The 13618-nt window shown below is 67.1% G+C and carries 11 protein-coding genes; 6 read left to right on the forward strand and 5 right to left on the reverse strand.

Going from position 1 to position 13618, the window contains the following annotated elements; all coding sequences use genetic code 11:
* Window positions 1-14: 14 nt before the first annotated feature.
* The 3 genes from QUV18_RS06800 to QUV18_RS06810 are packed head-to-tail and all read right to left on the reverse strand — an operon-like array spanning window position 15 to window position 4190.
* Window positions 15-1613 carry an NAD(P)/FAD-dependent oxidoreductase gene (locus QUV18_RS06800; protein ID WP_300892763.1) on the reverse strand — a complete coding sequence of 533 codons (1599 nt, stop codon included), beginning with the start codon at window positions 1611-1613 and terminating at the stop codon, window positions 15-17.
* A gap of 51 nt (window positions 1614-1664) precedes the next feature.
* Complete coding sequence (locus QUV18_RS06805; RefSeq protein WP_300892764.1) at window positions 1665-2654, reverse strand: membrane dipeptidase; 990 nt, start codon at window positions 2652-2654, stop codon at window positions 1665-1667.
* A 45-nt stretch (window positions 2655-2699) separates the two neighbouring features.
* Window positions 2700-4190 (reverse strand): aldehyde dehydrogenase family protein, encoded by a 1491-nt coding sequence (locus QUV18_RS06810; protein WP_300892765.1) that lies wholly within the window; start codon window positions 4188-4190, stop codon window positions 2700-2702.
* Window positions 4191-4422: 232 nt separating this feature from the next.
* On the opposite strand from QUV18_RS06810, the gene QUV18_RS06815 reads away from it, so the two are divergent.
* On the forward strand, window positions 4423-5409 hold the full coding sequence (locus tag QUV18_RS06815; RefSeq protein WP_300892767.1) for a LysR family transcriptional regulator: 987 nt from the start codon (window positions 4423-4425) through the stop codon (window positions 5407-5409).
* A 62-nt stretch (window positions 5410-5471) separates the two neighbouring features.
* Here QUV18_RS06815 and QUV18_RS06820 read toward each other — a convergent pair whose 3' ends face one another.
* On the reverse strand, window positions 5472-6269 hold the full coding sequence (locus tag QUV18_RS06820; RefSeq protein ID WP_300892768.1) for a GntR family transcriptional regulator: 798 nt from the start codon (window positions 6267-6269) through the stop codon (window positions 5472-5474).
* Window positions 6262-7386 carry an alpha-D-ribose 1-methylphosphonate 5-triphosphate diphosphatase gene (locus QUV18_RS06825; protein ID WP_300893239.1) on the reverse strand — a complete coding sequence of 375 codons (1125 nt, stop codon included), beginning with the start codon at window positions 7384-7386 and terminating at the stop codon, window positions 6262-6264. The genes QUV18_RS06820 and QUV18_RS06825 overlap by 8 nt, the downstream gene beginning before the upstream one ends.
* Window positions 7387-7491: 105 nt before the next feature.
* Here QUV18_RS06825 and QUV18_RS06830 point away from each other — a divergent pair, with 105 nt between their 5' ends.
* The 5 genes from QUV18_RS06830 (at window position 7492) to ligD (ending at window position 13540) form a co-directional block, all read left to right on the forward strand.
* Window positions 7492-8349 carry a PhnD/SsuA/transferrin family substrate-binding protein gene (locus QUV18_RS06830; protein WP_300892769.1) on the forward strand — a complete coding sequence of 286 codons (858 nt, stop codon included), beginning with the start codon at window positions 7492-7494 and terminating at the stop codon, window positions 8347-8349.
* Window positions 8350-8416: 67 nt separating this feature from the next.
* Entirely contained in the window at window positions 8417-9220 is an 804-nt protein-coding gene (locus QUV18_RS06835; protein ID WP_300892771.1) for an ATP-binding cassette domain-containing protein, read from the forward strand.
* Window positions 9213-10013 (forward strand): phosphonate ABC transporter, permease protein PhnE, encoded by an 801-nt coding sequence (gene phnE / locus QUV18_RS06840; RefSeq protein ID WP_300892773.1) that lies wholly within the window; start codon window positions 9213-9215, stop codon window positions 10011-10013. The genes QUV18_RS06835 and phnE overlap by 8 nt, the downstream gene beginning before the upstream one ends.
* Before the next feature lie 243 nt (window positions 10014-10256).
* A complete protein-coding gene (locus QUV18_RS06845) occupies window positions 10257-11096 on the forward strand; it encodes a Ku protein (RefSeq protein WP_300892775.1) in 840 nt (279 codons plus the stop codon).
* Window positions 11093-13540 (forward strand): DNA ligase D, encoded by a 2448-nt coding sequence (gene ligD / locus QUV18_RS06850; RefSeq protein ID WP_300892776.1) that lies wholly within the window; start codon window positions 11093-11095, stop codon window positions 13538-13540. Before QUV18_RS06845 ends, ligD begins: the two co-directional genes overlap by 4 nt.
* Window positions 13541-13618: the final 78 nt, after the last annotated feature.

The following is a 13618-nucleotide window of genomic DNA, read 5'->3' on the forward strand; positions in this document are numbered from 1 at the left end:
GGCGTCCTCCGTTTCTATGTTCGATTGTTGTCTTGGATGACCGCCCGCGCGGCATTGTATCCCGGAAGCCCGGAGACATACCCGCCGGGCCAAGTTCCGCCGCCGGACAGGTAGAGGCCGGAAAGCGGGGTGCGGTAGTCATGGACGTCACGGTGCGGCCGGCCGCCGAAAAGCGTGCCGGGCAGCATGTCGCCATGCGTGATGTTGGACTGGACGAGGCCAAGCTCGGCCTCGATCTGGACCGGGTCGAGCCAGGAGCGGTCGACGATCCGGTCGCGCAGGTTGGGCATGAAGCCCGCAAGCGTGTCGATGCAGCGATCGGCGAAGGTCTCTCCCAGGTCGGGCCAGCGGCCGTCCTTGGGCGAATAGGGGGCGTGCCATGCGTTGACGCTGAGCAGGTGCCGGCCCTTCGGCGCGAGCTCGGGGGACGTCTCCGACACGATGAGCCCCCAGAGGATCGGCGCCTCCGCCAGCCGGCCGGCCAGACCGTCGGAAATGGCGCGCTCGATGTAATCCAGCGAGGGGGCGATGCGGAACTGGACCTTCGCCGCCTCCTCCGGCGCAAGCCCGGGGGGCAGGCCCTTGTAATCGGGCAGCCCGTCGAGCGCGATGGCAAGCTTGAAGGCCGAGCCGCGCATCGGCAGGGCCGAGATGTCGCTTCGCAAGTCGGCGCCGACGGCATCATCGTCGAGAAGGTCGGCAAAGGTCGTCTTGGGGTTTATGGCCGAGACGATGTTCCGTGCCGTGATCGTCCGGCCGTCGGCGGTGACGACACCCGAGGCGGCCGCGTCGCGGTGCAGGATCTGCCGGACCGGGACGCCGGTTTCGATTTGTCCGCCCGCCGCCCGGATCGAGGCCGCCATCGCGTCGATGATCGCCCCCATCCCACCGACCGGAAGGCCGGTTGAGCCCCGCAAGGGGGCGGCGCGGGGATCGTCGGCCGCGAGGGAGGCGTAGGAGGCCAGCGAGATCGGGCGCATCATCAGGCCGATGGCCGAGCCGGGCGCGGATGGCGGATTGGCGGCGGCATTGATCGCCAGCATCCCCAGAAGCGCTTTCGCCTCGTCCGATTTCAACCGCTCATCGAGCAACTGGCGCAGGCTTCCGAAGAAGACCCGTTCGAACAGGGCTTCCATCCCGGGCGGAACACGGCGCGCGATCTCGGCGATCGGGGGCGAGGGTTCGAACACCGAGACCCCGAGGTGAGAGGCCAGCGTTTCCAGGTCGGACATGAGGCCGAAGTACCTGTCCGCCTCGCCCGGCACACGGGCCTCCAGCTGTTCGGCAACGCGGTCGCGGTCGCGCCAGCCGACGAAGGCTCCGGCCGGAAACGCCTGAAGCACGGTCGGATCGGTCTGCACGAATTCCAGGCCGAAGCCGGGCAGGTCGAGCTCTTCGATGAACTTCTTCTCGAAGCTGCCCGGGGAGTTGGTGAACGCGGCCTTGTAGCCGGGCATGAACTCGTAGGTGCCGCAGGGCCCGCCGAGCACGTCGCGGGCCTCCAGCAGGAGGGTGCGCAGCCCGGACCGCGCCAGGTAGGCCGCCGAGACGAGCCCGTTATGCCCGCCGCCGACGACGATCACGTCGTAATCCGTTTCATCCGATCCGTGCATGCGTCACCTGTTCCCTTCCTGCTCTGGCCATTGCGCCCCTACCCGTCTGGCTCAGGAAACGGCCGATGCCGGTTTGAACCCGTCCCGGAAGAACCTGAGCCAGTTGCCGCCAACGATCTTCTCGATCTCGGCCTGGGAAAAGCCCCGTTTCTGCATGCCCTCTATGATGTTCGGGAAATCCCGCGAATTCCTGAACCACGCGGGCCAGTCCGAGAAACCCTTGATCGGAATGGCGCTTTCGCGTGCCCAGCGCCCTGCCCGCCACCACTTGATCTGGCTTTCCGGCCAGCCGTCGTAGAAATCGGTTCCAAGGCCGACCGTGTCGGCGCCGACGAGATCGACGGTCCAGGCCATCATGTCGAGGAACGTGTCCAGCGTGCAGTTCGACCCGTCCTTCATGATCTTGGGATAGTTGCTGAGCCCGATGACGCCGCCCGTTTCGGCCAGCTTGCGGATCAGCTCGGTCGACTTGTTGCGGCGGTTCAGCTCGATATCCGTGCCGACGAATTCCTGCGGGTTGGCATGGGTCACGGCGATCGGGCGGGAGGAATACTCGATGGCGTCGAAACAGGTCTGCTCGGTGCAGTGGGAGACGTCGACAACCATGCCGAGCCGGTTCATCTCCTCGATGACATTGCGACCGAAGAATTTCGAGACGCCAAGCTCGTCGGGCTCCCAGCATCCGGAGGCGACCCGGTTCTGAACGTTGTAGGTGAGCTGGGCGATGCGGACGCCGAGCTGGTGAAAGATCTCGATCAGCTCGATATCGTCCTCGAAGGGCGAGGTATCCTGGAAGCCGTAGACCACGGCGGTACGCCCGGAGGCCGCGATCTCCTCGATCTCCTCGGCGGTGGTGGCCAGCGCGATCAGGTCGGCATGCTCCTCGAAATGCCGGTTCCACTGGCCGATGGCAGTCAGGGTTTCGCGGGCATTTTCCCAGATCGCGAGGGTGACGTGAACACAGCCCACGCCGCCGTCGCGCCACTCTTCAAAGCGGGCGCGTTCCGGGTTGTTGTACTGAAGGGCGTCGATGATCAGCATGGCTTCGGTTCCTTTTGCATGTATCGGGATATCTGTCTGGCCGCGTCAGGTGGCGAACGGGTCGGCGGCGGGGCCGTATTCGTGCACGATGGATTTGACCTGGGAGAATTCGTCGAGCGCCTCGACACCGTTTTCCCGCCCCAGCCCGGACTGCTTGTAGCCGCCGAACGGCACCCGGAGGTTGATGGCGCGGTAGGTGTTGACCCAGATGCTGCCGGCCTGAAGCTTGCGCGACACGCGGCGCACGCGGGACATGTCGCGCGTCCAGAAGCCGGCGGCGAGCCCGTATTCGAGGCCGTTGGCCAGCGCGACGGCCTCGTCTTCAGTGTCGAAGGGATGCACGGTGACCACCGGGCCGAAGATCTCCTCGCGGCAGATGCGCATGTCGGGGCTGACATCGGCGACGACCGTCGGCTCGACCCAGTAACCGCCGGCGTTTTCCGCGCCCATGTCGGGCACGCCGCCCCCGGCCAGGATATTGGCGCCTTCGCTGCGGGCCTCCTCGATGAAACCGATGATCTTCTCGTGCTGCCTGCGGCTGGCCACCGGCCCGAGATGGGCCTTCGGGTCGGAGGGTACGCCAAGCCGGATACGGGCGATCGAGGCGAGGTAACGCTTCAGGAACGCGTCGTAAACGGAGCGGTGAACCAGCAATCGCGATCCGGCGACGCAGGTCTGGCCCGTTCCGGAAAACGCGCCATGGGTGGCGGCGATGGCGGCATTGTCGATGTCGCCATCCTCGAAGATGATATGCGCCGACTTGCCGCCCGCTTCGCAGACGAAGCGCTTGAGCGCACCGGTCACCTTGGCGCCGAGCGTGCGGGCGACGGGCGTGCTGCCGGTGAAGGACACCATGTCGACGCCCGGATGGGTGGCGAGGCGCTCGCTGGTCTCCGCGTCGGCGATGACCGTGTTGACGAGACCTTTGGGAAAGCCCGCCTCGAGCGCAAGTTCAGCGAGGCGCAGGCTTGAGCCCGCGGCCTCCATCGGCGGCTTGAGAATGACAGCGTTGCCCATGGCGAGCGCCGGTGCGACCTTCCAAGAGCCCAGCGACAGGGCCCCGTTGAAAGGCGTGATGGCGACCACCACGCCCATCGGCTCGCGCGTGATGACGGCCTCGGCGGTGCGCGTCACGGGGCGGCGCTTGTCGTCGATGGTTTCGAGGGCACTGGCGAAGTAGTCGTACCAGTCGGCCGCCACGGTCATCTCGGCCGTGGTGGCGGCGTTCGACTTGCCATTGGCAAGGCTTTCGTAACGCGCGAGGTCGGCAGCGTTCTCGCGGATGAGCGCGCCAAGCCGGCGCAGCAGGGCCGCGCGCTCGTAGGGCGTCGTGCTGATCCAGTCTTCGCCGGCCCAGGCGGACCGGGCGGCGGCCACCGCCGCATCCACGACGGTATCATCGCAGTAGGACCGCCCCCAGGCATGACCCGTGGCCGGGTCGATGAGCGCCACCTCGGCTCCGCCGACAGGCCGGTAACCGCCGTCGATGTACGAGGTGAAGCTCTGTATCTCGGGGAAAGTCTCGGCGGCTCCCATGTCAACTCCTTGGTCTGTGGCCACGCGGGCCGGCATCCTGCGCGCCGCAAGGGCACGGCCCCATGACCGGCAATCGCACCGGTATGGTTGGACTGTGGCGGTTGCGTAGCGTGTTCGAAACGATCGACTGCTCGATGTCTGCCGTCATTCAACACAGGCGATAAAGATAATTCAAATTGAAAAAATTACCGGTTACATAGACAGTGACTATCAATCAGCAAGGAAGGCCCCCATGTCCTCTGCCACAGTCTCCAAAACCGACGCGTCGGGCCCGGCCTACACGGCGACAATCCGGCATTTGCGGGCGTTCCTCGCCGTGGCCCGGCATCAGAATTTCACCCGCGCAGCGACCGAGTTGCGGCTGTCGCAGCCCTCGCTGACGATGACGATCCGGCAGCTCGAGGATATCGTCGCGGCCTCGCTGTTCGACCGGACGACGCGGAAGGTGGTGCTGACGCCGGAAGGGACGGATCTTTTCCCGGTGGCCCAGCGGCTGGTGACGGATTTCGACTTTGCCATTCGCGATATCCGTCTGACCGCGGCGACCCGGAACAGCTGTGTCAGGCTGGCGGTGGTCAGTTCGGTGGCGTCCCAGATCATTCCGAATGTTCTGAAAACGCTGAAGGAAACCCACCCCGGGATCCGCGTGCAACTGCACGAGGGCAACTCCAACGAGGTCAGGCGGCTGGTGCGGCGTAACGAGGTGGACCTCGGGTTCGGCAGCAAGGACGGGGACGAGGCCGAACTGAATTTCGAACCCATGTTCCGCGACCGGCTCGGCCTCGTGATGCAACGGGACGACCCCTTGGCCAAGGTTGCCGTCAACGGATCGCTGACATGGAAAGACGTTGAGAACAGGGATTTCGTCGGCGTGACGGATGCAACGGCGACCGCGCCGATCCTGGCGATGATCCCGCAATTGCCGGAATGCGTGGAGTTGCCGCGGTACGAGGTGTCCTCCTATCACCTGATGTGGTCGCTGGTTGAGGGCGGATTGGCGGTGTCGACGGCACCCGCGCTTGCGGCACGGAATTCCGAGGCGAGGGGCGTTGTCTTCGCGGTTCTCGAGGAGCCGGTGGCCTGGCGGAAGGTCTGGAAGATCGCGCGGGTCGGCCGGACGATTCCGCCGGTCACGCGGTCGGTGGTTCGGGAGATCGAAAATCACCTGGTTGGCGTATCGGGAGAAAACAAAGATATCGAAACCGAGTTCGAGCTCTGAGGCCAGACCGGCGCGGCAACGGCAGTGCCGAGATCATGGCCGACGGGTCGTGTCGATCCCCGTCATCCGCGCGGCTTGTCCGCGTCGGTGAACACGAATTCCACGCTTGTCATCGGCCAGCACCCGCGTCCCAGCTCGATGGCCTCGCCACCCGGCGCGCGGTTGATCGCCGTCACGTATTGTACGGGCGTGTTGGCATTGATGCCGAGGATCTCCGCCTCGTCGGGCCGGGCGAGCCCGCCCTGCACCCGCGTTTCCGCACGGCGGAACCACGGGACGCCCGCGGCCTTGTAAACGGCGCTGACCGACTGCGTTTCCTCGAACACCCGCTCAAACTCGGGAAACCGTGCGGCGGGCAGTTCCTTGCGGGTGAAATAGATCGGCCCGCCATCGAGCAGCCGCACCCGGTGCAGGGCGATCACCTGCTCGCCTGGCCCGAGCCCGAAGAGCTGCGCCGCCTCGGGGCTGGGCGCGGTGCGGGCCAGGTGCAGGACACGCGATGTCACCTCCTCTGTCGCGCCCACGAGGGAGTCGGAAAACCGCATGTCGTTGCGAATGACGAAGGTGCGGGGCAATTGCCGCACGATGATCCCGACGCCCCGGCGCGCCTGAAGCCGTCCCTCGACCTGAAGCAGCGCCAGCGCCCGGCGCATCGTCACGCGGTTGACCCGGAACATCTCGGCCAGCTGCACTTCGCCCGGAAGGCGGCTGCCCGGGGCGACGAGCCGCTGGTCGATGGCATGGGCAAGGCGGTCGTAGATCTGCAACCAGATGGCGCGCGTGGCGCGGGGGACATAGTCTTCGGCGGCAAGGGTGCCGAGGCCGAATTCGTCGGCACGGTCGGGCGAGAGATCAGTCACGGGCAAGCACCTTTCGTCCGTTCACGAAGACCGCCCTCACCTTGCGCGTTTCACGGTCCACCACGAGCATATCGGCCCGCTGGCCCGGGACAAGCGTGCCGCGATCGTCCAGCCCGACGGCGGCGGCGGGGTTGGAGGAGACCAGCCTCCAGCCCTTTTCCAGCGGCAGGATGCCGGCGTCATGCAGGCGCAGGGCGGCGTGTAGCGGCGAGGGGTAGTAGTAATCCGAGGCCAGCACCGTGCACAGCCCGTCCCGGATGGCACCGGTCGCGCAAAGCGCCCCGTTGTGGCTTTCCCCCCTGAGCGCGTTCGGCCCCCCGAGGATGACGTGCTCGCCCGCCTCGCGGGCCGCCCGCGCGGCGGCTTCGCTGAGCGGGAACTCGGCCACCGTGACGCCGCGCGCGCGGCCGGCCGCGCGATCCTCCGGCGTGGCGTCGTCATGCGACAGGAGTGTTCGGCCCATGGCCAGCGCATCGCGGCAGATCCGGTCGGTTGCCGCCGGAACCTCGTCCCGCCGTTCCCAGGTCCGGTCGATCTCGGTCTTGGCCCCCTCCGGTGTCAGGCCCATCCGGGCGGCCATGCGCTTGAGCTTGTTGCTGTCCGTCCCGAGCTTGTGATTGGCCGTGGTGTGGTCGTTGATCGACAGGATGTCGCCCGGGCGGCGATCGAGCCAGCCCAGCACCTCGCCGACATGATCCAGCGCGAAGGTCTCCCAGCGGATGTTGAGGCGCGTGTCGCAGCTAAGCGCGGGGCCGGCCGCCTCGAGCGCGTCGCGCAGGCGGCGGGTGACGCCGATATCGCGCAGGCCCGGCTCCCACGAGACGGTGAGCCCGTGATAGGCCGTGGTGATGCCGTTGGCGATCATCTGGGCATCGGCCTCGGCAAAGGCCAGGCCATAGGGCATGTGCACGCCCGGCCGGGGTTGCGCGATGGCCTCGAACGCGTCGCCATGCAGGTCGACGATCCCCGGCAGCACCCAGGCGCCGGTGGCGTCGTGGCGCGCGGCGCCCGGGGGCCTTGCCCCGGCGATGCGCCCGTCTGCCACGTGCAGCTCCGTTGCCGCGAATCCCTCGGGGCCCAGTACCGTGCCGCCGCTGATCGTCCAGTCACACACCATCTTCACGTCACCATCCGCCTGTCATCAAAGCTTCAATCGAATCCCCTATGCCATTGCCGTGTGACGTTCCTGTGTACACAACCCTGGACAAATTAGGAGAGGACCATGATCCGTTCCCTGCTCGCCGCCGCCGCCGTGACCGTCGCGGCCTCCTTCCCCGCCACTGCCGAAAGCCTGAAATTCGCCGTGACCGACATCGAGGGTCTCGAAGCGCTTCAACAGGAATTCGGCGCCTTTGAAACCAAGCTTGAAGAGCTGACCGGCCACGATATCGAGCTTTTCCCCGTCAGCTCCCGCACCGCCGCGGTCGAGGCGCTGAACCAGGACAAGGTCGACCTGGTGCTGACCGGCCCGGCCGAATACGTGGTGATCAACGAGCTGACCAAGGCGAAGATCGTGACCGCCTGGCAGCGCCCCAACTACTTTGCGCAGATCGTGACGCTGTCCGACGGGCCGATCAAGTCGGTGCAGGACCTCAAGGGCAAGACCGTGACCTTCGGCTCGGTCGGCTCCACCTCGCAACACCTTGGACCGGCACAGGTTCTGGCCGATTTCGGGCTTGCCTACAACACCGACTACCAGCCCCAGATCATCGCCCGCAACGTGGCGGTCGAGGCGCTTATCCGCGGTGACGTGCAGGCGGTGGGCATGAACGAGGGGCACCTGTCGCGGATCCGCGAGGCGTTTCCCGACACGTCCTTCACCGTGGTGGCCCGCGGCCGCGACCTGCCCAACGACATCCTCGTTGCCCGTTCCGACCTCGACGACGCCACCATTGCCGACGTCAAGGCAGCCTTCGTCGATCACGGCGCCGACCTGATGAGCGCGATCCTGACCGGCGAGGACAACCAGAAATACAAGGGCGGTTTCTTCCTCACCAAGGTCGAGGACAAGGATTACGACTACGTCCGCTCGATGTACGAGACCATCGGCGTCGACACCAACGCCTTCGTGGGCAACTGAGCCCGGCTGCATACCACGTGCCCGGGGGCCCGCGGGCCCCCGGCCCTGCCATCGCCGAAAGGGTGACATGCTCGACCACCTGACAGATATCCGGCCTGCCGAAGCGACCGCCCGGGACGTGCCCGAGCCGCTGATCGAGGCGCGCGGACTTTGCAAGGCGTATTCCCGGCGCGCCGTGGTGCTGGACGGGGTCGACCTGCGCATCGAGGCGGGCGAGAGGGTGGCGCTGATCGGGTCGAACGGCAGCGGGAAGTCGACGCTGCTGAAATGCCTGATCGGGCTGCATCCGATCACCGGCGGCGAACTGACCTGTTTTGGCGAGCCGGTGGGCCCGCAGGCGAGCCGGGCGCAACGTCTCCGGACGCGGCGGCAGACCGGTTTCGTGTTCCAGAAACATTGCCTCGTGCGCCGGCGCTCGGTGTTGTCGAACGTCATTCACGGGCTTTTCGGCGAGGCGGGCAGCTGGCGCGCCTTCTGCCACAGCCTGGCGCCGGAAGACTGGCGCGGCCGGGCGATGGAGGCGCTTGACGCGGTCAACCTTGCCGACAAGGCGATGCTGCGCGCGGATACCCTGTCGGGCGGACAGCAGCAGCGGGTCGCCGTGGCCCGGGCGCTGGTGCGCAGGCCCCGGCTTCTCATCGCCGACGAGCCGGCCGCCAGCCTTGACCCGGTGTCCGGCCGCAACGTCATGGAGCTGTTCTCGACCCTGTGCCGGGAGCATGACATCACGCTGCTCTACACCTCGCATGACATGGCCCATGCGACGGCCTATGCGGACCGGGTCGTCGCCCTCAAGGGCGGCCGGGTGCATTTCGACCGACCGGTCGCGAAGGTCAGCCGGGCCAATCTTCACGACGTGTTCGATGGCTGAGCGCGGTTTCCCCCAACCCGGCCGGTTCGAAGGGTTCTCCGCCCTCAACTTCGCGCTTCTGGTGGCGCTCGGGGCCGTGATCCTCGCCTCGATGGGCAAGGTCGCCCCGTCGCCGCAGCAACTTGCCGAGGGCGTGCCGGGCATGGCCAGCCTCGTGGGCCGGATGCTGCCGCCCAATACCGAGCCGGCCTTCCTTGCCCGGATCGGGATGCGCATTCTCGAGACCTTCCAGATCGCGCTGGTGGGCGCGGCAATCGGGATCGTGCTGAGCCTGCCCATCGCCTGGTGCGCCGCGCGCGGCGTCTCGCCTTTCGGGCGGGGCAGTTTCCTGGTGAAGGCCTTCGTGTCGTTCCTGCGCACCGTGCCCGACCTAGTCTGGGCCCTGTTGTTCGTGGCCTCCATCGGGTTGGGCGCCGTGGCCGGGACCATGACCATCGTGGTCGATACCATCGGCTTTTGCGGGCGTTTCTTCGCGGAAGCGATGGAAGACGCCGAGAAGGAACCGCAGGAGGCTCTGTCGGCCATCGGCGCGGGCAAGGGCTCGATCCTGGTGGGCGCCATCCTGCCCGATATCATGCCGTCGCTGATCAACTCGTCGCTCTTTGCGGTGGAGAAGGCGGTGCGGTCCTCGGTGGTGCTGGGCCTGGTCGGCGCGGGCGGGATCGGGCAGGAGTTGAAGGTGGCCTTCGACCTCTTCCAGTACCGCAACGCGTCGATGATCATCCTCGCGATCTTCCTGATCGTGCTGGTGATGGAGATCTGCACCGACAAGCTGCGCGCCCGCATCCAGTAGGCGCCGGGCCGGAGCGCCGGAAGAAGTTACCAAAAGGTTAACGACGGGGTGATTTCGCGCCGGCCGCCGGATCGGGCCCCGGCCGGACATTCACGGCCATCCAACCCGCAAGCCGTCACCGTTTCCTTAAGCCGCCGGGCCCGGGGTGCGAAACGGAAACTTTTCGCCCCGCATCGGGTTGACTAGGAACGGGGCCGGCCGTTCCGGCGCGGCCCGCCCTGCCTGCTGCGAAAGGAAAAGGTGATGGCGTCGCGTGCAATCTGGAAAGGGCAGTTGAGGCTGTCGCTGGTCTCGATCCCGGTGGAAATCCATTCGGCCCGCAACTCCGGCAGCCAGGTGTCGTTCCGCCAGATCCACAAGCCCAGCGGCAAGCCGGTGCGCTATCAGAAGGTGGTGCAGGGGGTCGGACCGGTGGAATCCGACGACATCATGAAGGGCTACGAGACGGATGACGGCGAATACATCCTGCTGGAACCCGACGAGATCGACGCCATCAAGCTGGAAACCAAGAAGACGCTGGAGCTGAGCCAGTTCGTCGAGGTGACGGAGATCGCGCCGATCTGGTTCGACCGGCCCTATTACGTGGTGCCCTCGGACGAGCTGGCCGAGGATGCCTATCGCGTGGTGCGCGACGCGCTGCGCAAGACGAAGAAGGCCGGGCTGGGGCAGCTGACGATGCGGGGCAAGGAATATCTCTGCGCGATCCGGCCCTGTGGCGACGGGCTGCTGATGGAGACGCTGCATTACCAGAACGAGATCCGCGAGGCCGAGCCGATGTTTTCCGGCATCGAGGACGAGGCGCCGGACAAGGAGCTGCTGGAGGTGGCGACGCAGCTGATCGACAAGAAGACCGCGCCGTTCGACGCCGCCGCCTTCGAGGATCACTATGCCGCCGCGCTGCGCGACCTGATCGACCGCAAGATGAAGTCGAAGAAGACCCCGCGCGCCAAGACCTCGCAGGATGACGAGCGGCCCGAGGGCGAGAACGTGGTCGACCTGATGGATGCCTTGAAGAAGAGCCTCAAGCAAAGCAAGGGCGGCAGCAAGAGCAGTAGCAGCAAGGGCAAGAAGAAGGCCTCATGAGGAGCCTCGAGGCCTATTCCGGCAAGCGCGATTTCGAGGTCACGCCCGAGCCGCGCGCCGAGCTGGTCGAGGCGGGGGGCGACCGGCTGTCCTTCGTGGTGCAGAAGCACGACGCCCGGCGGCTGCATTTCGATTTCCGGCTGGAATGGGACGGCGTGCTGCTGTCATGGGCGGTGACGCGGGGCCCGTCGAGCGACCCGGGCGAGAAGCGGCTGGCGGTCAGGACCGAGGATCACCCGGTCTCCTATGGCGCCTTCGAGGGAACGATTCCGGAGAAGGAATATGGAGGCGGCACCGTGATGCTGTGGGACAGCGGCTGGTGGGAGCCGCTGCACGATCCCGCGGAAGGGCTGGAAAAGGGCAAGCTGCATTTCCGCGTGCATGGCAGCCGGATGAAGGGCGGCTGGGCGCTGGTGCGGATGCGGGCGAAGACGGGCGAGACACGCGAGAACTGGCTGCTGATCAAGGAGCGGGACGATTTCGCCGGGCGGAGCGCCGATGCGCTGGTGAACAGGTACAGGACCAGCGTCACCACCGGCCGGGCGATGCGCGATATCGCCCGGGGGCGCGAGGGGGTGACGCCCGCGAAACACTCAAAGCCCCTGCCCCGGTTTCAGAAGGTCCAGCTTGCCACGCTGCGCGATGCCCCTCCCGAGGGCGAGGATTGGCAGCACGAGGCGAAGTTCGACGGCTATCGCTGCCTCGTTGCCGTGGGCAAGGGGGGCGTGCGGCTGTTCACCCGGAACGGCAAGGACTGGTCGGACCGGTTCGGCGCGCTGTGCGAGCCGGCGGCGGGGTTGAAGTGCCAGTCGGCATTGATCGACGGCGAGGTGATCGCCGGGGGCGGCGGCGGCGATTTCTCGGCGCTGCAGCGGGCGTTGACGGAAGGCGGGGCGCTGACCTGCTACGTCTTCGACTGTCTTGCGCTGGATGGCGAGAGCCTGACCGGCAAACCCCTGCGGGAGCGGCGCAAGGCGCTGGAAGGGCTGTTCAAGGGGCAGCCGCCGAGGGGGGCGCTGCGGCTAAGCCCGGTGATCGAGGGCGACGGCCATGCCGCGCTGGCGGCGATGTGCGATGCGGGGGGCGAAGGGATCATCTCGAAGCGGCTGGATGCGCCCTATCGCGCCGGGCGCGGGCGGGCCTGGATCAAGTCAAAATGCCTGCGGCGGGCCGAGTTCGTGGTGGGCGGCTGGTCGCCTTCGGACAAGCGCGGCCGGGCGTTTTCCTCTCTGCTGCTGGGCAGTTACGAGGGGGGCCGGCTGATCTATCGCGGCCGGGTGGGGACCGGGTTCGACGAGCAGGCTTTGGAAGAGATCGGCAAGCGGTTGAAGGCGATGACGCGCAAGACGGCGCCGTTCGACGGTGAGCTGCCCGCCGAGACGAAGGGGGCGCACTGGTGCCGGCCGGAGCTGGTGGCCGAGGTGGACTATGCCGGGTTTACCGGCGAGGGGCGCGTTCGGCACGGGGTGTTCAAGGGCCTGCGCGAGGACAAGGCGGCGGGCGAGGTGAGCGCCGCGGCGGAGGTGGACGTCGACGCCGACACGGGGGACGATATCCGGATCGCGGGCGTGCGGATTTCCAGCCCCGGGCGCGTGGTCTATCCCGGGGGCGGGCTGACCAAGGGCGAGGTGGCGCGGCATTACGAGCGGGTGGCCGGGCGGATGCTGGCCCATGCCGGCGACCGGCCGTTGTCGTTGTTGCGCTGTCCCGGCGGGCTGGGGGGCGAGTGCTTCTTCCAGAAGCACGCCGGGAAGGGGTTTCCCACGGGTGTGAAAAGCCTGCCGATCGAGGAAAAGGACGGCGGGACAGAGGATTACATGTATGTCACCGGCGCCGGGGGGCTGCTGGGCGCCGCGCAGATGGGAACGCTGGAGTTTCACATATGGGGCGCCGCGCGGGACCGGATCGAGCGGCCCGACCGGATGGTCTTCGACCTCGACCCGGACGAGGGGCTGGGCTTTGCCGAGGTGGTGAAGGCGGCGCGCGAGGTGCGCGAGGGGCTCGCGGCCTGCGGGCTCGACAGCGTGCCGATGGTGACGGGCGGCAAGGGGGTGCACGTGATCGTGCCGCTGCGGCGGGTGGCGGGGTGGGAGACGGTCAAATACTTCTCTCAGGCCTTTGCACGCATCCTGGCCGGGCGGGCACCGGGGCGCTACACGGCGACCATGTCGAAGAAGAAGCGCAAGGGGCGGATCTTCGTCGACTGGCTGCGCAACGAGCGGGGGGCGACGGCGATCGCGCCCTATTCCCTGCGGGCGCGGGAGGGGGCGGCTGTGGCGGTGCCGGTGACGTGGAAGGAGCTCGACCGGCTGAAGGCGCCGGACGGGTTTCACGTGGACGACATGGAGGCGCGGATGGCCCGGCCCTGCCCGCTGGAGGCGGCGAAACCGGGCGGCATTACGGCCAAGGTGGTCGAGGCGCTGGAGGCGTGGTCGACAGGCTGAACGGGGCGTTACCGCGATTCGTTGGTTAACGGCCTTGTTTTGCTGGGAAGCCGACGTCGGTATCACGTCGGTATTCTG

This window comes from Roseovarius sp., from assembly GCF_030373445.1.
Classification (GTDB): domain Bacteria; phylum Pseudomonadota; class Alphaproteobacteria; order Rhodobacterales; family Rhodobacteraceae; genus Roseovarius.

What these genes read in the sequence shown, in the direction of transcription:
- QUV18_RS06800 (WP_300892763.1), bottom strand. Translation starts at nt 1,613, where the DNA reads ATGCACGGATCGGATGAAACGGATTACGACGTGATCGTCGTCGGCGGC.
- QUV18_RS06805 (WP_300892764.1), bottom strand. Translation starts at nt 2,654, where the DNA reads ATGCTGATCATCGACGCCCTTCAGTACAACAACCCGGAACGCGCCCGC.
- QUV18_RS06810 (WP_300892765.1), bottom strand. Translation starts at nt 4,190, where the DNA reads ATGGGAGCCGCCGAGACTTTCCCCGAGATACAGAGCTTCACCTCGTAC.
- QUV18_RS06815 (WP_300892767.1), top strand. Translation starts at nt 4,423, where the DNA reads ATGTCCTCTGCCACAGTCTCCAAAACCGACGCGTCGGGCCCGGCCTAC.
- QUV18_RS06825 (WP_300893239.1), bottom strand. Translation starts at nt 7,386, where the DNA reads ATGGTGTGTGACTGGACGATCAGCGGCGGCACGGTACTGGGCCCCGAG.
- QUV18_RS06830 (WP_300892769.1), top strand. Translation starts at nt 7,492, where the DNA reads ATGATCCGTTCCCTGCTCGCCGCCGCCGCCGTGACCGTCGCGGCCTCC.
- QUV18_RS06835 (WP_300892771.1), top strand. Translation starts at nt 8,417, where the DNA reads ATGCTCGACCACCTGACAGATATCCGGCCTGCCGAAGCGACCGCCCGG.
- phnE (WP_300892773.1), top strand. Translation starts at nt 9,213, where the DNA reads ATGGCTGAGCGCGGTTTCCCCCAACCCGGCCGGTTCGAAGGGTTCTCC.
- QUV18_RS06845 (WP_300892775.1), top strand. Translation starts at nt 10,257, where the DNA reads ATGGCGTCGCGTGCAATCTGGAAAGGGCAGTTGAGGCTGTCGCTGGTC.
- ligD (WP_300892776.1), top strand. Translation starts at nt 11,093, where the DNA reads ATGAGGAGCCTCGAGGCCTATTCCGGCAAGCGCGATTTCGAGGTCACG.